We start from the raw sequence: 19,268 nt of genomic DNA on the forward strand, positions 1-19,268 counted from the left end.
GGCTTGCCCGCGCCGGGCTGCGAGGTGCGCCTGGTGCCGCTGGACGGCAAGTTCGAAGGGCGCTTTCGCGGACCGCACATCATGCCGGGCTACTGGCGGGCGCCGGAGCAAACCGCCGAAGTGTTCGATGAGCAGGGTTTCTACTGTTCCGGTGATGCGATCAAACTCGCTGATCCCCATCAGCCGCAACTGGGGCTGATGTTCGACGGGCGCATTGCCGAAGACTTCAAACTGTCGTCCGGGGTGTTTGTCAGCGTCGGCCCGTTGCGCAATCGTGCGGTGCTCGAAGGCTCGCCCTACGTGCAAGACCTGGTGATTGCCGCGCCGGACCGCGAATGCCTGGGCGCGCTGGTGTTCCCCCGAGCTTATGAATGCCGCCGTCTGGCGGGCTTGAGCGCTGACGCCAGCGACGCCGAGGTGCTGGCCAGCGCGCCGGTGCGCCAATGGTTCGGCGACTGGTTGCAGCGCCTGAATCGCGAGGCCACCGGCAATGCCAGCCGCCTGGAATGGATTGCGGTGCTCGACGAGCCGGCGTCCATCGACCGGGGGGAAATCACCGATAAAGGTTCGATCAACCAGCGTGCCGTACTGCAATGGCGTGCGGCCAAGGTCGAGGCGTTGTATCGCGGTGAAGATCCAACGATCCTGCGCGCCGGACCCAAGCCTTGAACGGGGCCGGGCAATACTCGGCGTTTGCCGACGCGGCGATTTTCGAGGCGGTGCGCACGCCTTGGGTCGATCTCGGCGGCGCACTGTCCCAAGTCTCGCCCATCGACCTGGGGATCAAGGTCGGCCGTGACGTGCTGGCCCGGGCCGGTATCGATCCGCAGGCAGTGGACAGCGTGTTGGCAGGTTCCATGGCCCAGGCCAGCTTCGATGCCTACTTGCTGCCACGGCACATCGGGTTGTACAGCGGTGTGGCGCAATCGGTCCCGGCGCTGGGGGTGCAGCGCATCTGCGCCACCGGTTTCGAGCTGCTGCGCCAGGCCGCTGAACAACTGCGCGACGAGGTGCAACTGGCCCTGTGCGTGGCGGCGGAATCCATGTCGCGCAACCCGATTGCAGCCTACACCCACCGGGGCGGGTTTCGCCTGGGGGGCGAGGTGCAATTCAAGGATTTTCTGTGGGAGGCACTCTACGACCCGGCCCCCGGCCTGGACATGATCGCCACCGCCGATAACCTGGCGCGCCGTTATGGCCTGAGCCGCGAGACGGTTGACCGGTATGCCTGTGACAGCCATCAGCGCGCATTGCAGGCCCAGCGTGAGGGAGCCTGGGTTGAAGAGATCGTCCCCGTCGATAACCAGGTGTTCGAGCTTGACGGTTACCAACCCCGGCGCCTCGCCCTGGCACATCGGGCCGCTGCGGTGACCGAGGACAGCCACCCACGCCCCACTGACCTTGCCGCACTCGCACGTTTGCGCGCCGTGCATGCCGATGGGGTGCAGACCGCCGGCAACAGTTGTGCGGTGGTCGACGGTGCGGCGGCAGCGTTGGTGGGACGCGCCTCAGACTGCACGCGCCCGGCCCTGGCCCGGTTGGTGGCCAGCGCAGTGGTCGGCGTGGACCCGGCGTTCATGGGCATCGGCCCGGCCCCGGCGATCCGCCTGTTGCTGCACCGCAGCGGGTTGCGCCTGGACGAAATCGGTCGCGTCGAGATCAACGAAGCCCAGGCCGCCCAAGTGCTCGCGGTGGCCCAGGAGCTGGAACTGGACAGCGCCCGGCTCAACGTCCAGGGCGGCTCCCTCGCGCTGGGGCACCCACTGGCTGCCAGCGGCCTGCGTCTGGTCATGAGCCTGGCCCGGCAACTGCGTCAGCACAACCTGCGCTACGGCATTGCCGCCGCGTGCGTGGGCGGCGGGCAGGGCATGGCACTGCTGATCGAAAACCCCGCCTGGCGCGCTTGAACACACGACTTTCATTCGATGAGGTGTCCCGATGTGGAGTTATGAGGCGCCCCTGCGCGATATGCAGTTTGTCCTGGAACATTGGCTGCAGGCGCCCGCTGCGTGGGCAGCCCTGGACCTGCCCCTGGCCATGCAGGTGCTGGAGGAGGCCGCCCGCTTCAGCCAGGGCGTGCTGGCACCGCTGAACAGCAGCGGGGATCGTCAGGGCTGCCGCTGGCAGGCGGGCCAGGTCAGCACCCCGGACGGATTTGCCGAGGCGTATCAGGCATACGTCGACGGTGGCTGGCCGGGGCTGGCGTGCGCCGAGGCAGTAGGCGGGCAGGGCTTGCCGCAGCTGCTGGACGCGGCCTTGCAAGAAATGCTCTATGCCAGCAACCACGCCTGGGCCATGTACACCGGTATCGCCCACGGTGCCTACCTGTGTCTCAAGACCCACGCCGAACCCTGGTTGCAGGCGCGCTACTTGCCGCGGATTGTCAGCGGCCAGGCTTTGCCCACCATGTGCCTGACCGAGCCCCAGGCCGGCAGCGATGTCGGTTTGCTGCGTTGTCGCGCCGAACCCCAGGCGGATGGCAGTTACCGCCTGAATGGCAGCAAGCTGTTTATTTCTGGCGGCGAGCATGACTTCACGCCCGATATCCTGCACCTGGTGTTGGCGCGCCTGCCGGATGCGCCGCCGGGCAGTCGCGGGATTTCACTGTTTCTGGTGCCCAAGCGATTGGACGATGGCCAGGCCAATGGCGTGCGCTGCGACGGCCTTGAACACAAGATGGGCATCAAGGGCAGCGCCACCTGTTCCCTGGTGTTCGAGGCTGCGCAGGGCTGGCTGATCGGAGACGCCAACCGCGGCCTGGCAGCAATGTTTGTGATGATGAATTCGGCGCGCCTGCACGTGGGCCTGCAAGGCCTGGGGCATGCCGAAGCGGCGTGGCAGAACGCCCGGCAGTACGCCACTGAGCGGGTGCAGATGCGCGCACCGTCCCGGCCAGAAGAAGTGGCAGCCCAGGCGGCCGACCCGATCCGTTATCACCCGGCCATGCGCCGCGTGTTGCTGGAGCTGCGCACCACCAGCGAGGGCATGCGCGCCATCGGGTATTGGGCGGCGCACCTGCTGGATCAGGCCGACCCATTGGCGCAGTTGCTGACCCCTGTCATCAAGGCGTTTTTTACCGAGCAGGGTTTTCGCCAGGCCAGCAATGCCTTGCAGGTTTTCGGCGGTTACGGCTACGTCGCCGAGTTCGCCATTGAGCAAACCCTGCGCGACAGCCGTATCGCGATGATCTACGAGGGCAGCAATGAGATCCAGGCCAATGACCTGTTGCTGCGCAAGGTGCTGGGGGATGAAGGTCGCTCGTTCGGCCTGCTGCTGGACGAGTTGCGGGCCGAGGCCGCGCAGGGCGGCGAGCATGTCGAATGCGCGGCGTTTCGCCTGGCGCTGGGCAGCCTGTGCGACGCCTTGGACACGGCGGTGAATGCCATCCGTGAACATGCCCAGGAAGACAGCGAATACCCTTATCGCGCCGCGCCGGATTTCCTCCAGTTGTGTGGCGTTGCGCTGCTGGCGTTTGCCTGGGCGCGGGCGGCACGGGTGTCCAGGGCATTGCCCGAAGGAGATCCGTTGCGTGCCGGCAAACTGCAAAGCGCCGGGTTCTTTTTTGATTACCTGCCATCGCGACTGGCTCAGCACCTGGGCGCGATAGACGGCGCACGGGCGGCGCTGGCGTTCGTCTGACGTCGGCAGGCGCTTGCGGTACTATGGCGGCCCACGAGTTCTGGAAGTTGCCTGGATGAGCAAGCCCGGTCAATTGGTGCTGGTTGCACTGCGCAAGATGATCGCCAGCGGGGAGTTGGCCGCAGGCGAGCGCCTGATGGAGATCCCCACGGCGCAACGTTTCGATGTGTCGCGCATGCCGGTGCGCATGGCGTTCCGCACCCTTGAACAGGAAGGGCTGCTGGTGCCGTTTGGCGGGCGCGGGTATCAGGTGCGCTCGGTCAGCCCCAGCGACATCGCCGGCGCGGTTGAAGTGCGCGGCGTGCTCGAAGGGCTGGCTGCACGTCAAACCGCCGAGCTGGGATTATCCAGCGAGGCACGCGCCGCGCTGGAGCGCTGCCTGGTCGAGGGCGATCAACTGTTCGAAAAAGGCTATGTGACCGAGGACGATCTTGAGGTCTATCACGACCTGAACATGCGTTTTCACCAGGTCATTGTCGAAGGCAGCCACAACCCCGCCATCGCCGACGCCCTGGCGCGCAATGACCATCTGCCGTTCGCCTCGGTGACCGCGCTGGCGGTGGACCGCGAAGACATGGTTCGCGAATACCGGCGCTTCAACTATGCCCATATGCAACACCATTCGGTCTTCGACGCGCTGGTCAACCGCCAGGGTGCGCGGGCCGAAGCCATCATGCGCGAACATGCCAACGCGACCCTGCGCTACGCCGAGATTTTCAGTTCAGCCACCGCCGACGCGCGCATGAAGGTGATCCTGCCCGCGTCGTGACGCGGTTCAGATATCCAGCACCAGCAACGGGGTTTTCGCCCGTGAGCAGCAGGGCGTGAACTGGTCATTGAGGGCTTGCTCCTGCTCGGTGAGAAACAGGTCACGGTGCTCCGGTATGCCTTCCAGCACGCGGGTCAGGCAGGTGCCACAAATCCCTTGTTCGCAGGACATGGCAATCTCGATGCCGTGGCTTTCCAGGACCTGGACCACGCTTTTGTCGGCGGGTATCTCGAAGACCTGGCCACTGCTGGCGACCTTCACCGAAAAAGCCCCGTCGGCGCTGCTGTCCACCGGCGCCGCCGAGAAGTATTCACGGTGCAGGCAGTCTTCCTGCCAGCCCTGGGCACGGGCACTGTCGAGGATATGCTGCATAAAGCCGCCGGGGCCGCAGACGTACAGGTGCACAGTGGCTTCGGGGGCCGCCAATACCTGGGCGGCATCGAGCGCCGTGTCAGGCTGCTCATCAAAATGCAGGAACACCCGCTCGGCAAACGGCGACGCCTTGAGGCGCTGGACAAACGCCGCACGCTCACTGGAGCGGGCGCAGTAGTGCAGTTCGAAATCGGCGCCTGTATGGGCCAGCCGCTCGGCCATGCACAGGATCGGGGTGATGCCGATGCCACCGGCAAACAGCAGGCTGCGCCTGGCGTCGTGGGCCAGGGGGAACAGGTTGCGCGGTTCGCTGATGGTCAGGCGGCTGCCTTCGTGGATCTGATGATGCAGGCTGAGTGAACCGCCTCTGGAGGCAGGATCGTTGAGCACGCCGATCAGGTAGCGATGACGTTCCTCAGGGTGATTGCACAGGGAATATTGGCGGATCAGCCCATCCGGAAGGTGCACGTCGATGTGCGCGCCGGCACTGAAAGGTGGCAGCGGCGCGCCGTCGACACGGGCCAGTTCATAGCTGCAGATGTCCTGGGCTTCAGTGCGCCGGGACGTCACCACGACCTCGATCATGTTGGCTCTCCGGCGCGTTCCCGAGCGATCAGTCGCTCCAGGATCTTGCGCGACTGCACACCGCCGGCGTCGATATTCAGCTTGAGCAGGTTGCGCGTCGGGTGGGCCAGCAGGTTCTGTTGCTGGCGTTCGAGCATCTCCAGGTCTTCGCTGAAAATCTTGCCCTGGCCTTCGCGGATGCTGGCGGTCAGCGCCTCATCCTTGGGGTTGAAGTTGCGCGCCATGCCCCAGAAGTACCAGATCGAGGTATCGGTTTGCGGGGTGATGAAATCCACCACGATGCTGGCGGCCTTGTGTTCGGGCGCGGCGTCGTAGCCGCCCTTGCCGGCATGGGCCACGCCGACTTCGATCAGCACGTGGCTGGGCGGGGTGAAGCGGCAGATCTGCCAGCGGTCCACCGGCACATCATCGGCCAGGTTGTTGCCGCGCAGGGCCATGCGCCAGAACGGCGGGGCCATGATGTTTTCCATGTGCCGGGCGGTGACCACTTCGTCACCCTTCACCGTGGTCACGGGCGGCGCCTCGTCGATTTCCTTCTGGCCGATGCTGGAGGCGTGCACGTAGGTTTCGTGGGTCAGGTCCATCAGGTTGTCGATCATCAGGCGGTAGTCACACTGAATATCAAACAGTCCGCCGCCGTAGGCCCACTGATCACTCTCGGCCCATTCCAGATGATGAATCAGTGCGGGGTCGGCCTGGGCCTGATCACCCGGCCATACCCAGATGAAACCGTAGCGTTCCACCACGGCGAAGGTCTTGTTGCAGGGAAAGCCGCGCACCCGCTGGCCGGGCATGTCGACGGTCTTGCCGTCGCCGCCCATCACCAGCCCGTGGTAACCGCAGACCAGGTTGCCGTTTTCGACATAGCCCAGCGAAAGCGGCGCGCCGCGGTGGGGGCAGAAGTCCTCGACCGCCACCACGACGCCTTCAAGGCCACGATAAAACACCATCTTTTCACCGCAGATCTGTCGACCCAGGGGCTTGTGCGCAATTTCATCGGGGGTGCAGGCGACATACCACGTGTTCTTGGGGTACATGGTGACTCTCCAGGCTGAGCGTTATTTTTATTTAATGGATCCATTAAATTGTTCGCTGGTGGAAGAGTCAATGCGTAATCGGTGTTTTATTGGGCGATTATCGGTCGGTTTTTATATTTATGGATCCAGTATCTCGTATTCAACCGTCGAGGCGCCGCGAGGGCCGGTTATCCGTTTTCGGCACAAATACGCCGCGCACCTTGAACGCGGAATGGAACTTGCGTGATTCCCGACCGTAAACCGTGCAATCGAGAAAGGTGGGGTCAATGAATAATAAAAATGGGCAGATGCCTGTGCCCGTACTGGGGGGTGGATCGGCATTACCTCTCCAGCGTTTCCTGACCAGTGACATCGATGAACATGCCCGCAACCTGGGTGGCTGGCGCGTCAGCTACGACCAGGTCTCGCCGGGAGCCTTTGAAGGCGAACTGATCGAGTTCCGCTCGGGCTGGATGCAACTGGTGCGCGACCGCTCTAATCAGGCCTTGATCAAGAGCGGTGCCGCCTGGAACGGTGCGATCACTTTCAGCATTCCCTTGAGTGCCCACGGCCCGGTGTATTGCTCGGGGCATCCGATTCATGAGTCCAGCCTGTTGGTTGCCCGTGGCGACAATCTTCCTGAACTGCACACCCCCCAGCACCTGGATCTGCTCAGCGTGGCGATTGAAGAGCAGGCGCTGGAGCATGTCCTGCAACGCCAGGGCAGCCATTTTCGAATTACCGATCTTCCCAAGTGTTACCGCTTGGGCACGTCGTCTGTGCAAGGTGAACTCGCGGCGTGGTTCGACGACCTGTCGGGCAGTGACCAGCGGCGTGAGGCGTTGCTGGGGCACGACTCAATCCGCCGTGGCCTGCGCGATGCGGTCATGCTGCACTTGCTCGAATTGATTGCGCCGGACGAGGCGCCGACGCTGACCCCCACAGCCCGTAAAAGGATGGTTGATCGTGCACGCGAATATGCCCTGAGTCACCTCGACGAGCCGTTGTCGATCCTCGACCTGTGCAACCACATCGGTGCCAGCCGGCGCAAACTTCAATACTGTTTCCAGGAAACCCTGGGGATCAATCCGGTGGCGTATTTGCGTGCGCTGCGCCTCAATGCAGTGCGTCGCGAACTGCGAATGAGCACGCAATCCCAGGGCGTACAGGACGTGGCCGCACGCTGGGGCTTCTGGCATTTGAGCCGGTTCTCCGGTGATTACCGCGCCATGTTTGGTGAAAGCCCGTCACAGACCTTGCGTCGCACGCAACTCTGCTGAAAACGGATAACCCGCCCACCGCGCTGCTGCCTAGGATGACCCACACCACTTGATGGGAGGGCATTCGATGAGCAATAACAATAACGCACGCACCGCAGGCAAGATGCTGTTCACCCTGGGGCTGCTCGGCTGCTGCGCCGGCGTGCAGGCAACCGAGAACGGCGCGCCGACTACGGCGGTCGGGGTGTATGACTTCGGCGCGGGGATGATGCCGCCCGCCACGCCGTTCGGCACCGTGGGCCTGCGCACGGCGTTCTACTCGGCCAATGTGCAGAAAGACCGCAACGGCCGTTCTGTTGACAACCATTTCTCGCTGGACGTTTTGTCGATTGGCGTCGCCTACATGCGGATGACCGATCACACCGTACTGGGCGCCCAGTATGGGTTTGGTGTGGTGGTGCCGTTTTTCAAGATGGACGCTTCCGTCAAGGTGCCGACCCCCGTTGGGCCGCTGAGCCTGGAGGCCGATCCGTTTCGACTGGCCGATGTGCAATTCTTGCCGGTGATCCTGCAATGGAACCTCTCGCCGAATCTGTTCATCAACACGCAATTGCAGATCCAGGCGCCGACCGGTGACTACGACAAGAACCGGCTGATTTCGCCCGGTCTCAATCACTGGACGTTCTCGCCGATCGTCAACGCCACGTACCTCAGCGACAGTGGCTTCGAGGTTTCCTCAAGCTTTGAAGTCGACGTCAACACGCGCAACCCCGCAACCGATTACAAAAACGGTGTCGAGTACCGTCACGAGTTTGCCGTGGGCCAGCATCTCGGGCCGTGGACGGTGGGGGTGGGCGGTTACTACTACCGCCAGTTCAGCGATGACGATGCACCGGGGCTGCAATCGGGCAACCGGGCGCGGGTGCTGGCGGTCGGGCCGGCGGTGAGTTACTTCTCGCCGGGCCTGCCTCCGATCTGGCTGCATGCCTACAAGGAAACCGACGCACGCAACCGTGCCGAGGGTTACACCGTGGCGCTGCGTATTTCTCAGAGTTTCTAAGGGGCTGGTCATGAATCCATCACGTTCTGAATGCGCGCCCGCGCGGCAAGCTACCGGTCGCCGTGAAGGGCTGGTGCTGATGCTCGGCAGCAGCCTGACCATCATGGGCGCGGTCATGGTTGCGCCGATCCTGCCCAAGCTGGGGGCCACGTTTGGCCCACTGGAACCCCGCGCCGACTTGCTGGTGCCGCTGGCGGTCACCGGCCCGGCGCTGGCGATTGCGCTTTGCGCGCCGTTGGCCGGGTGGTTGGCCGACCGGGTCGGGCGCAAGGCATTGCTGGTCATTGCGACCTTGTTGTATGCCGTGCTCGGCGCCTTGCCGGCACTGCTGGACAACTTGCAGGCCATCGTCGGTGTGCGCCTGTTGTTCGGCTGCGCCGAAGCGGCGGTGATGACCTGTTGCGCCACCTTGATTGCCGACTATTGGCACGGTGAGGAACGGCTGCGCTACATCAACCGGCAAGTGGTGACCATCGGCCTGGTGGGCTCGCTGTTCTTTGTGCTGGGCGGCGCGCTGGGCGAACACTCCTGGCGCCTGCCGTTTCTGTTGTACCTGCTGCCGTTGCTGCTGGTGCCGCTGATGATGAAGGTGCTGTGGGAACCTCAAACCCGCCAACAGTCTCTCGACGTGCCGGAGGAGGGCAGGGTCGCCGTGGTGCCCCTGGTGCTCGGTTACCTGTTGATTCTCAGCGGTATGGTCCTGAGTTTTATCGTGCCGATCCAGGCGCCGATTCTGCTGGTCGGCCTGGGCGTGACGTCGAGCACGCTGATCGGGCTGTCGGCGGGGTTGGGCCTGCTGGCGACCCTGGGCGGCTCGCTGGCCTGGCCACTGTTGCGTCGACGCATCGGGATCGCAGGTTGCAACGCGCTGTTGCTGACCTTGCTGGGGTTAGGGCTGTGGCTGCTGATGCGCGGGCAAAGCTACAACGCGGTGCTGGTGGCGGTGTTGATTCACGGCCTGGGCGCCGGGCTGCTGGTGCCCAACGTAATGGCGCCGGTGATGAATGCCCTGAGCGCCCGGACACGTGGACGCGGCATGGGCGGGTTCACGTCTTGCCTGTATTTCGGCCAATTTGTCAGCCCGTTGGTGGTGGCGCTGCTGAGTGTCTACTCCGGCGACCTGCGCGCCTCCATCCAGTGGCTGGCACTGGCCAGTTTTGCCTCGGCATCGGTCTGGGCACTGGCAGGCCTGTACGCGCGACGCAGAGCGGCCCCCGGTGCCATCGGGCCAAGTCATTCGTAATCAAGAGGAGAGGAACATGCACATCCAGAATTTGTTGGACACCGAAGACGCCACCGGGCTGGCGGAGTGGGTCCGCCGTTGCGAGGTGCAACCCGGCGAGCTGCTGGAAGCCGTGATTGATCGCATTGAGCGGGTTGAGCCGCGGCTCAATGCGGTGGCCGAGCGTCTGTACGATTCTGCGCGGGAAGCTGCACGCACTGCGCAGCCCGGCCAAGGCGTGTTCGCTGGCGTGCCGACCTTGATCAAGGACCTGTTTTCGCCGGTCAACGGCGCGGCGATGACCAATGGTTCCGTGGCGCTGGGCGGGTTTCGCGCCGACTTTGAAGCGGAAATCGTGACGCGCTTGCGCCGGGCCGGTTGTGTGATCGCCGGGACCAGCACTTCGCCCGAATTCGGCACGTCGTACTCCACCGAGTCCACCCGCTTCGGTGCCACGCGCAACCCCTGGAACACCGGTCACAGCGCAGGCGGTTCCAGCGGTGGCGCGGCCGCGCTGGTGGCGGCGCGTGTGGTCCCGTTCGCCCATGGCAACGATGGCGGCGGTTCCTTGCGTGTGCCTGCGTCCTGCTGTGGGGTGTTCGGCCTCAAGCCGAGTCGCGGATTATTGCCGTCAGGGCCGATGGTCGGCGAAGGCTGGGCCGGCATGGGCACGCCCCATGGGATCACTCTGTCGGTGCGTGACAGCGCCGCCTTGCTGGACGCAACGTCCGGGACCGACCTCGGTGCGCCCTATGCGGCACCGGTGCAGACGCAGCCCTATGTCTTGTCGTTGCAACGTGACCCGCGCCCGCTGCGCATTGCGCTGGTGGAGCAGCTCGGACCTTGGCCGACCTCCAGCGAAGCGCTGGCATCGGTGCGCGAGGCTGCCAGGTTGTGCCAGTCCCTGGGCCATCGGGTTGAACCGGTGACATTGCCGGTGGCACTGCCGGAATTTCTCGATCAGGTCTTCACCATCATCGGCGCCAGTACGCGTCACTATCTCGACGTGCTGGGCCAGATGCGCGGCGTTGCGGTACAGCCCGAGGAGCTTGAAGCGCGCACCCGGATCATCTTGCGCAGCAAGGGCGATGTCAGCGGTGCTGAATATGCCGGTGCAGTGGAGTGGATACACGCGCTGGGGCGGCAGTTGGCGGTGTTCATGCAGGATTACGACTTGATCCTCACGCCGACCCTGGCCCGCGAGCCGGCACCGATTGGTGAGTTGGATCTGCAGGACGACCGCCTGAGCCTCGATGAACTGATCGAGCGGTTCCACAGCTACTCGCCCTTCACCGCGTTGTTCAATGCCAGCGGTCAACCGGCAATGTCAGTGCCGTTGTATTGGAGCGCCGCCGGCCTGCCGATGGGCGCCCACTTCGCCGGGCGTTTTGGTGAGGAAGCCACCCTGTTCGCCCTGGCCGCGCAGTTGGAACGTGCCCAGCCCTGGCGCGGGCGGATACCGCCGGTCAATGCCTGTGGCGTGCCTGCTTTGGCGTCGTACTCAGTGCGCAGCTGAGGTTACTGGAATGGCCCCACGACGAGCCGGTAGCGTTCCTCGCCCTGCAATGTCCTGCGGGTCAGGTTGATCTCCAGGCCGATGGGATCTTCCTTGCGGTTGCCGGCGAGCTGGCGCCAGCCTTGGCCCGGCTCCCAGATGCGCACTTGCAGGTCGCTGACGGGGGACAACACCGCAACCGCTTTTTTCGGCGCCGGCAACGGGTATCGATCCCTGGCCACCGAGGTGGCGCGGTACAGCGTGTCACCGTCCAACCACCAGCGCACGCGCTGCAAACCGATCTCGGGAGACGCTGCGCTGCGGATGATGTTCAACTGGAAGTCCTGATTGTCGGCGCTGCGAACGCTGATGGCGGCGGGGCCTTCGGGCTGCTCGTCAGGGGTCAGGGCCGGGGTTCTTAGCTCCACGCTGGCGCGCAGGGCCAGGTCGCGGTCCAACTGGTTCAAGGTGCGTAACAGCGCCTCGGTCTGTTCGGTGCTGGCCTGTAGATGGCTGTCGGCGCGGCTCACGCTGTCGAGGCCGCGCCAGGCAATCAGGCTGACAATCGCCATCAGCATGATCGCCACCATCACTTCAATCAGGGTGAAGCCGCGCTGGTCGGTTTTCATGGTTCACTCGCCACGCGTAGTTGGCCGGTGGCCGTGCGTTGAACGGTGAGGCGGTGCTGGCCGTCCGAGAGTTGCAACTGCAAGGGCGTGGCGAACCATTCGGCATTCAGCACTACCGGTTGTTTGGGCATGACACGTACCGTCATGGAGGGCGTTTCCCAGGGGCGGGGACGCAGTTGCGGGTCGTTCATGAAGTAATCCAGGCCTTGGCCGGAGTCGTTGCGACGGCTCAAGCGAAAGCCTTTGGCGTCGGCGCGCCAGGTGATGGGGCGGCCATCGGCGCGGGCCTCGGCCTGGGCGATTTGCAGGATCTGGACCACGCGGTTGGCGTCCTTGCGCAGCACCTGCAACGGGTCGGGTTTGATGCTCAGGCTGATCGCCGCGCTGGCAATGCCGACGATCACCAGCACCACCATCAGTTCGATCAGGGTGAAGCCGTGTTGGTTGTCCTTGGTCATCACGCAACGCTCCTTCGTTGTGACGCTCTCCTGTAGACTGCCCGGCAGGACAACAAGGAGGTTGTATCTTGGTTACTTTTTTTGCTTTATCGGCGCCGCGCCTGTTGCAGGCCGTGGCGTTGGCCACGGCGCTCGCCGGTGGGGTGGTCTGGTCCTCCGTATTGCTGACATCCGCCGAGTCCCACGTGCCGCAGGTCGAGCCGCCGGTGTTGGCCGCACGCCCTGATACGTCGGCGTTGCAGTGGTTTTCCAGCCAGCCGGCGGCAGTGGAGATCAAGGTCTGCGGGTTGATGGCCGGGGCGCGGGGCGCGGTAGCTATTCTGAGCCTGAACGATGGCCCACCGCGCAGTTTTCTGGTGGGTGAGTCGTTGGCCCAAGGTGTGCGCCTGGCCGCGATCGAAGGCGACGCCGTGGTGATCGAGCGTGGTGCGCAGCCCCAGCGCATCAAGGTCAGCACGTTGCCGGACGCAGGGGGGCTGCCGCGACTGACCCAACCCTGAGCAGACTCATTCGTGTGTGCCTGGTGGCGGGTTGAGCAGCGTTTCCAGGCGCGCCAACGGCGGCGCCTCGCCCTTGCGCTGCGACACCTGCACGGTGACGCGCATCAGGCGTCCGTCGGCGCTGGGGGTGATGCGTTGTTCGCAGCGCAACTGCAACGGCCCCTGGTCACACTCGAACACCTTGCGTCCGGTGGGCAACCGCGCCTCCAGGCGCAGTTCGGCGAGCCTGCTCTGGGCCGACAGCAGCGCCATCGAACGGTCACGCAGCAACCCATTGCTTTGGGTCATCAGGCCCGCCACGCGCACCGCCGCCGCCATCGCCACGGCAATGATCGCCAAGGCGACGAGCACCTCGATCAACGTAAAACCTTGCTCCTTGCGCGACAGCTCCATAGGTCACTCGTGGTGTAAAAACACGCCGCAGAATAGCACTCGCAGAGCCGTCGGCAGTGACCAATTATTTTTGCTATCCAGATAGTTAGTTTTGTTACACTGCGCGCCGAATTAGGATCAAGCCAAGGATGGTGGATATGGATTTCGCACGCAGCAGTGGTGGGCCTCGCGCCCGCCGCGCCCAGCAAGGTTTCACCCTGATCGAGATCATGGTGGTGGTGGTCATCCTCGGCATTCTGGCCGCGATTGTCGTGCCTAAAGTGCTTGATCGCCCGGACCAGGCCAGGGCGATTGCGGCGAAGCAAGACGTCGCCGGCCTGATGCAGGCACTCAAGCTGTACCGCCTCGACCACGGCACCTATCCCAGCATGAACCAGGGCCTCAAGGTGCTGGTCGAGCGCCCCGCAGATGCCAAAAATACCAATTGGCGTTCCTATCTGGAGCGCCTGCCCAACGACCCGTGGGGCCGTCCTTACCATTACCTGAATCCTGGCGCGAACGGCGAAGTCGATATCTTCTCCCTCGGCGCCGATGGCCAGCCTGACGGCGACGGTGTGAATGCCGATATCGGATCCTGGCAGCTCTAAGCGCCGCCATGAAACCGCCGTCGCCCACCGTGGCGAAGCAGCGTGGCATGGCGATTATCAGCGCTTTGCTGATCACGGCCGTGGTTGCGGTGATCGCCGCTGGCATGCTCACACGCCAGAGTGTGTTTACCCGTTCACTTGAGGCGGAGCAGGCCCGTGTGCAGGGCAGCGCCTTGCTGTTGGGCGGCCTGGAAGTGAGCCGGCAATTGCTCCGGGAGGCGCGTGCGCAGGATGTGCTGACCCGACTCGACCAGCCCTGGGCACGCCCGATCCGTACGGCGCAGGACGGCGAATTCGAAGGCCATCTTGAAGACCTGCAAGGCAAGTTCAATCTGCGCAATTTGGTCGTCCGCGAGCAGGTTGATCTCGGGCAGATGCGCAGTTTTGAGCGTCTGTGCGCAATGATCGGTATCGATGCGCGTCTGGCCCAGCGCATCAGCCAACGTGTCATCGCGGGCTATCCACGCAAGCCGGTTGCGTCGGCATCAGGCCTGCCGGGCCCGGCGTTGCCCGCCACCCAGCCGATGCTGCGCAGCCTTGACCAATTGCGCGGTATCGAAGGCCTCAACGAGCCGCTGCTGGCCCGGTTGGGGCAATACGTCAGCATTATTCCGGTCACTACCTGGGTCAACAGCAACACGGCCAGTGCCGAAGTCCTCGCGGCCGTCGTGCCGGGGTTGTCCCTGGCCCAGGCCAGCCAGTTGGTGGCCGGGCGCGACAGGGGCCAGTGGTTTATCAATCGCGGCGATTTCGTCAACCGCGTGCAATTGCCCAAACTCAACGTCGATGAACTTGATGTGGGGATCACCAGTGAGTGGTTCCTGTTGCACGGGCAGGCCCGTCGCGACCAGCGCCGTGTTCAGTTGGACGCGCTGCTGCATCGCCCGGAAGACGCGATGCCCAGGGTCATCTGGTCGAGGCTCGGCGTATGACGCGCCTGCGCATTGCCTTGCCGCCATTGGATGGCTTGACGTCACACAGCGAGCTTGAGTTCGCGCAACTGGACCGCAACGGCAGCGTCCGCCACATCGCCAGCAGCACCCTCGAACGCTTGGGGCAAACCTTCAAGGCTCACACCGTCGAGTGTTTCCTTCACCCCACCGACAGCATCCTTACCCGTATTGACTTGCCACCTCTTTCTGCGGCTCGCACCGCTGCGGCCGTCACCTGTGCCGCGCAGGCGCTGATTCTGGGGCGCAGCGAGCAGATGCATGTGGCGCACAGTGCTCGGGACAGCGCGGGGCAGGTGCAATTGAGCTGGCTGCCCAAGGGGGTACTGGCTCGATTCGGCCAATTGCTCGGCCTGCATCAACTGAAGCTGCGCGGCCTTTATCCGGCGCCTTACCGATTGCCTGTGCCGCCGCAAGGGCAGGTCAGTGCGTGCGTGGTGGACGGCCAGTTACTGCTGCGTTTCACCCTGGCCCATGGGGCGGTGGAACCGTTGGCCGAGGACCGCCTGCAGGCGCTGGTGACCGCCGGGGAAACGCTGCTGTGGCCCGTGGATCAGCAGTGCTGGAGCGGCGCCACGCCTGGTTGGAGTTTGCACGCGGGGATCGGCAAGGGCACTGCACCGGCAGCCGGCTGGGGCAGGGCAGCGGCTTGTTGTGCGCTGGCCGTCGGCGTCTGGGTCGTCGGGCTGAACCTCTACGCCGCCCGCGAAGTCGCCCAGGGGCAACAGCTCAAACAGCAGATGAACCAGCGTATGAAGCACGCATTTCCAGAGCTGCCGGTGATCCTCAATCCCCTGCAACAGGCCCGTCAGCAATTGGCGGCCCGGCAAGGGGGTGGGGCAGCGCAGGCCCATCACGATTTTGCGTACCTGGTCAATCACGCTGCCAGTGCGTTGCCGTCCATGGTGGGCAGCGTCCAGGCGTTGACGTTCAGCCAGCGCCAGTTGCAGGTGCAGATGACGGCCGAGGCGCCTCCCGTTGCAGACAGCACGGTGCAAGCCGCATTGAGCCCGGTGGGACTCTCCGCCAGCCGCGAGGGGCGCGTATGGACGCTCACCGCGCTGGCCGAGCCCGCTGAGCCTGATGCCAGCCAGGAAAACGACGATGAATAAGCAGAGGCGCGTGGCGTTGCGAGGGCGCTGGAACGCATTGGCCCCCCGCGAAAAAATCATGCTCAGTGGCGCGACGGTGTTTCTCGCCAGCCTGTTGGTCTGGGTCTCATTGATCCAGCCCCCCCTCAGGCAGCTCGACTACTGGCAGGCCGAAACCCCGAAACTGCGTTCCCAGAGTCAGGCGCTGGAACTGTTGCTGCGCGAGGTCGCCCCGCCCGTCGGGCTGAACCTTGCGCCCGCCTTGCAGCAATCCCTGGATACCGGCGGATTGGCTGGGCACTACCGCTTGCAGGCCCAGGATGGGGGCTGGCAACTGACACTGGACGCTGCGCCCGCCGATGCGGTGATCGGCTGGTTATTGAGTTACCCAACACAATTTTCCCTGGACGTGGTCGAGGCGTATTTGCAGCGTGCAGGCGAAGCCACGCCCGACAACACGGCAGGCAGTCTCTCAGGAACCGTCCGCATGGATCAGATGCAGGTCGCTAAGGAAGCTTCATGAAGTGGTCAGGTTCCAATTATGTAAGGACGGCCGCGCCGTTTATGTTGCTGGCGCTGGGTGCCTGTAGCGTGCAACCCCGCGTTGATTCGCCGTTGGACAGTGAACTCGGCGTGCCCTTGGCCATCACCCAGCGCAGCGGTGACGCGCTGGTGGACAGGCAGCGCGCGCAGGTGCAAATCGAACGGCAGGTGCGGCCGCTGCACAAGTTCGCCAGCCCGGCGCGCAGCAGCGGCGTGGGTCGTAACGGTGCGGTATCGAGTACACCGTTGGGAGATCAACCGGTCACGCTGAATTTCGTCGAGGCCGACATCCAGGCCGTGGTGCGGGCATTGTCCCGCGCCACCGGGCAGCAGTTCCTGGTGGACCCACGTGTGAAGGGCAGCCTTACGCTGGTTTCCGAGGGGCAGGTACCGGCGCATCAGGCGTACGACATGCTGCTGGCGGCGCTGCGCATGCAGGGGTTCAGCGTGGTGGACGTAGGAGGTGTCGCGCAAGTGGTGCCCGAAGCTGATGCCAAGCTACTGGGCGGGCCGATCTACAGTGCCGACAAACCCGGCGGCAATGGCATGCTCACGCGCACGTTCCGCCTGCGTTACGAAAACGCGGTGAACCTGATCCCGGTGCTGCGCCCGATTGTGTCGCCGAACAACCCGATCAACGCCTATCCGGGCAACAACACCATCGTGGTCACCGACTACGCTGAGAACCTCACGCGAGTGGCGCAGTTGATCGAAGGCATCGACACGCCGAGCGCTATCGATACCGATGTGGTGCAGGTTCAGAACGGCATCGCCGTGGACATCGCCGAGATGGTTGCGCAGCTGCTGGAGCAGGCCGGCGGCGACCCGACGCAGAAAATCACAGTGGTGGGCGATCCCCGTTCCAACGCCATCGTGATCCGCGCCGGCAGCCCCGAGCGGACCGAGCTGGCGCGTAATCTGATCTACAAGCTGGATAACGCCCAGGCCAATCCGAGTAATTTGCATGTGGTGTACCTGCGCAATGCCCAGGCGGCAAAACTGGCGCAGACCCTGCGCGGTTTGCTGACCGGCGAGAGCGACAGCGGCAGTGGTGATAATGCGCGGTCGGTACTCAGCACGATGGGCGCCAGTACCACGGGCAGCCAGACCGGGCAGAGCAGCAGCCAAAGTACCACCAGCACCGGTGAATCGGCGCAGACAACCAGCAACTCGACCAGCCAGGCCGGTGCGCAACAGAGCGAGCAAAACGTGGCGTTCAGTGCCGGTGGTGTCACCCTCCAGGCTGACTCGACCACCAACACCCTGCTGATTTCCGCCCCGGAGCCGCTGTATCGAAACCTGCGCGAAGTCATCGACATGCTCGACCAGCGCCGCGCCCAGGTGGTGATTGAAAGCCTCATCGTTGAAGTGGGTGAGGACGACGCCAACGAGTTCGGCGTGCAGTGGCAAAGCGGCGACCTGGCCGGCAAAGGCGTGATTGGTGGCGCCAACCTGGGCGGCACGGGGTTTAACCTCAATGGCAAGACCAGCGTTGACGTGCTGCCCGGCGGGCTCAGCCTGGGCTTTATCAATGGCACCGTGGATGTGCCCGGCATTGGCAAGGTCATGGACCTAAAGGTGTTGGCCCGGGCGCTCAAAAGCAAAGGCGGCACCAACGTGCTGTCGACGCCCAACTTGCTGACCCTGGACAACGAGGCCGCGAGTATTTTTGTGGGCCAGACCATTCCATTCGTGAGTGGCAGCTACGTGACGGGCGGCGGCGGTACCAGTAACAACCCGTTCCAGACCGTCACCCGCGAAGAGGTCGGCCTGAAGTTGAATGTGCGGCCACAGATATCCGAGGGGGGCACGGTCAAGCTGGATATCTACCAGGAAGTCAGCAGCATCGATGAACGCGCCTCCAGCGGCGCGGCCTCGGCGGGTATCGTCACCAATAAGCGCGCCATCGACACCAGTATTCTGCTCGACGATGGGCAGATCATGGTCCTGGGTGGCTTGCTGCAGGATGGATACAGCCAGAGCAATGAAGCGGTACCCTGGCTGTCGAGTATTCCGGGGTTGGGGGCGCTGTTCCGCAATGAGAAGCGCAGTGTGAACAAGACCAACCTGATGGTGTTCCTGCGGCCCTACATTATTCGCGACAGCGGCGCGGGGCGGGCGATTACGTTGAATCGCTATGACTATATGCGCCGGGCCCAGGGTGGGTTGCAGCCGGAGCACAGTTGGGCGATGCCGGATGTGCAGGCGCCGCAGCTGCCTTCGGTGGAGAAGGCGATTCCGGCAGGGGCACGGCCATGAGCCTGCTGCCCTACGCCTGGGCCAAATCCCAGCGCATCCTTTTGCGCCCCGGCGACGAAGGCATGCTGCTCACCGTCTGCCCTTCAACCCCCGGCTGGTCCATCAGTGAAGTCCAGCGCCAGTTCGGTGAGTCGCCCATTGAGCAGGTACGCGATGACGAACTCGACGGCTTGCTCGCCAGCGCTTATGCCGATACCGGCAGCGCCGCTGCTGTGGTCGGTGCTGCGGAGAATGAGGTGGACCTCGACCGCCTGATGCAGGACATGCCCGAAATCACCGATCTGCTCGACACCCAGGACGGCGCCCCGGTGATCCGCATGATCAACGCCTTGCTCACCCAGGCCGCCCGCGATGAGGCGAGTGATATCCACATCGAGCCCTACGAAACCCATTCCGTGGTGCGCTACCGCGTCGACGGCACGCTGCGCGATGTGGTGTCGCCGCGCAAAGCGCTGCACGCTGCGTTGGTGTCGCGGATCA

Annotated in this window: 19 protein-coding genes and 1 pseudogene; 15 read left to right on the top strand and 5 right to left on the bottom strand. The window is 64.1% G+C overall.

Annotation, left to right across the window (positions count from 1 at the left end; genetic code table 11):
- The 4 genes and pseudogenes from IQK56_RS24115 to IQK56_RS24130 all read left to right on the top strand — a co-directional run.
- A pseudogene (locus IQK56_RS24115) lies at positions 1–669 on the top strand (AMP-binding protein); the annotation flags it as partial.
- Positions 666–1,907 (top strand): thiolase family protein, encoded by a 1,242-nt coding sequence (locus IQK56_RS24120; RefSeq protein ID WP_193901852.1) that lies wholly within the window; start codon positions 666–668, stop codon positions 1,905–1,907. The pseudogene IQK56_RS24115 and the gene IQK56_RS24120, both read left to right, overlap by 4 nt.
- Before the next feature lie 31 nt (positions 1,908–1,938).
- On the top strand, positions 1,939–3,639 hold the full coding sequence (locus IQK56_RS24125; RefSeq protein WP_193901853.1) for an acyl-CoA dehydrogenase: 1,701 nt from the start codon (positions 1,939–1,941) through the stop codon (positions 3,637–3,639).
- A 55-nt stretch (positions 3,640–3,694) separates the two neighbouring features.
- Positions 3,695–4,408 (top strand): GntR family transcriptional regulator, encoded by a 714-nt coding sequence (locus tag IQK56_RS24130; RefSeq protein ID WP_112194593.1) that lies wholly within the window; start codon positions 3,695–3,697, stop codon positions 4,406–4,408.
- A gap of 6 nt (positions 4,409–4,414) precedes the next feature.
- Here IQK56_RS24130 and IQK56_RS24135 read toward each other — a convergent pair whose 3' ends face one another.
- Positions 4,415–5,365, bottom strand: a complete 951-nt coding sequence (locus IQK56_RS24135; RefSeq protein ID WP_193864213.1) for a PDR/VanB family oxidoreductase — start codon at positions 5,363–5,365, stop codon at positions 4,415–4,417.
- The gene (locus IQK56_RS24140; protein WP_122305892.1) at positions 5,362–6,402 is read right to left on the bottom strand and encodes an aromatic ring-hydroxylating oxygenase subunit alpha; all 1,041 of its coding nucleotides are present in this window, start codon (positions 6,400–6,402) and stop codon (positions 5,362–5,364) included. The genes IQK56_RS24135 and IQK56_RS24140 overlap by 4 nt, the downstream gene beginning before the upstream one ends.
- A 266-nt stretch (positions 6,403–6,668) precedes the next feature.
- On the opposite strand from IQK56_RS24140, the gene IQK56_RS24145 reads away from it, so the two are divergent.
- From IQK56_RS24145 to IQK56_RS24160, 4 genes are all read left to right on the top strand, one after another.
- On the top strand, positions 6,669–7,661 hold the full coding sequence (locus IQK56_RS24145; RefSeq protein WP_193864214.1) for a helix-turn-helix domain-containing protein: 993 nt from the start codon (positions 6,669–6,671) through the stop codon (positions 7,659–7,661).
- Between the two features lie 67 nt (positions 7,662–7,728).
- The gene (locus IQK56_RS24150; protein ID WP_122305894.1) at positions 7,729–8,661 is read left to right on the top strand and encodes a SphA family protein; all 933 of its coding nucleotides are present in this window, start codon (positions 7,729–7,731) and stop codon (positions 8,659–8,661) included.
- Between the two features lie 10 nt (positions 8,662–8,671).
- A complete protein-coding gene (locus IQK56_RS24155) occupies positions 8,672–9,904 on the top strand; it encodes an MFS transporter (RefSeq protein WP_193901854.1) in 1,233 nt (410 codons plus the stop codon).
- A gap of 16 nt (positions 9,905–9,920) precedes the next feature.
- On the top strand, positions 9,921–11,399 hold the full coding sequence (locus IQK56_RS24160; RefSeq protein WP_193861710.1) for an amidase: 1,479 nt from the start codon (positions 9,921–9,923) through the stop codon (positions 11,397–11,399).
- Between the two features lie 2 nt (positions 11,400–11,401).
- Here the strand turns inward: IQK56_RS24160 and IQK56_RS24165 are convergent, their stop codons facing one another.
- On the bottom strand, positions 11,402–12,007 hold the full coding sequence (locus IQK56_RS24165) for a prepilin-type N-terminal cleavage/methylation domain-containing protein (protein WP_150677191.1): 606 nt from the start codon (positions 12,005–12,007) through the stop codon (positions 11,402–11,404).
- Positions 12,004–12,465 (bottom strand): type II secretion system minor pseudopilin GspH, encoded by a 462-nt coding sequence (gene gspH, locus IQK56_RS24170; protein ID WP_150677192.1) that lies wholly within the window; start codon positions 12,463–12,465, stop codon positions 12,004–12,006. Before gspH ends, IQK56_RS24165 begins: the two co-directional genes overlap by 4 nt.
- Before the next feature lie 68 nt (positions 12,466–12,533).
- Between gspH and IQK56_RS24175 the strand changes: the two genes are divergently transcribed.
- Complete coding sequence (locus tag IQK56_RS24175; RefSeq protein ID WP_122305899.1) at positions 12,534–12,965, top strand: general secretion pathway protein GspC; 432 nt, start codon at positions 12,534–12,536, stop codon at positions 12,963–12,965.
- 6 nt (positions 12,966–12,971) lie between these two features.
- On the opposite strand, the gene gspI is transcribed toward IQK56_RS24175, so the two are convergent.
- Entirely contained in the window at positions 12,972–13,358 is a 387-nt protein-coding gene (gspI, locus tag IQK56_RS24180) for a type II secretion system minor pseudopilin GspI (protein WP_122305900.1), read from the bottom strand.
- A gap of 137 nt (positions 13,359–13,495) precedes the next feature.
- Here gspI and gspG point away from each other — a divergent pair, with 137 nt between their 5' ends.
- The 6 genes from gspG to IQK56_RS24210 all read left to right on the top strand — a co-directional run.
- A complete protein-coding gene (gene gspG / locus IQK56_RS24185) occupies positions 13,496–13,945 on the top strand; it encodes a type II secretion system major pseudopilin GspG (RefSeq protein WP_150761764.1) in 450 nt (149 codons plus the stop codon).
- Positions 13,946–13,953: 8 nt separating this feature from the next.
- Entirely contained in the window at positions 13,954–14,877 is a 924-nt protein-coding gene (gspK, locus tag IQK56_RS24190) for a type II secretion system minor pseudopilin GspK (protein ID WP_150761763.1), read from the top strand.
- The gene (gene gspL / locus IQK56_RS24195; RefSeq protein ID WP_193861711.1) at positions 14,874–16,007 is read left to right on the top strand and encodes a type II secretion system protein GspL; all 1,134 of its coding nucleotides are present in this window, start codon (positions 14,874–14,876) and stop codon (positions 16,005–16,007) included. Before gspK ends, gspL begins: the two co-directional genes overlap by 4 nt.
- Positions 16,000–16,509: a type II secretion system protein GspM gene (gene gspM, locus IQK56_RS24200; RefSeq protein WP_193861712.1), complete on the top strand. Its 510-nt coding sequence runs from the start codon at positions 16,000–16,002 to the stop codon at positions 16,507–16,509. Before gspL ends, gspM begins: the two co-directional genes overlap by 8 nt.
- The gene (gene gspD / locus IQK56_RS24205; protein WP_193901855.1) at positions 16,506–18,788 is read left to right on the top strand and encodes a type II secretion system secretin GspD; all 2,283 of its coding nucleotides are present in this window, start codon (positions 16,506–16,508) and stop codon (positions 18,786–18,788) included. The genes gspM and gspD overlap by 4 nt, the downstream gene beginning before the upstream one ends.
- Positions 18,785–19,268 (top strand): ATPase, T2SS/T4P/T4SS family (locus IQK56_RS24210; protein WP_246500277.1); only part of this gene is annotated, 484 nt, incomplete at its 3' end. The genes gspD and IQK56_RS24210, both read left to right, overlap by 4 nt.

The sequence above is a fragment of the Pseudomonas cyclaminis genome (assembly GCF_015163715.1).
Classification (GTDB): Bacteria; Pseudomonadota; Gammaproteobacteria; order Pseudomonadales; family Pseudomonadaceae; genus Aquipseudomonas; species Aquipseudomonas cyclaminis.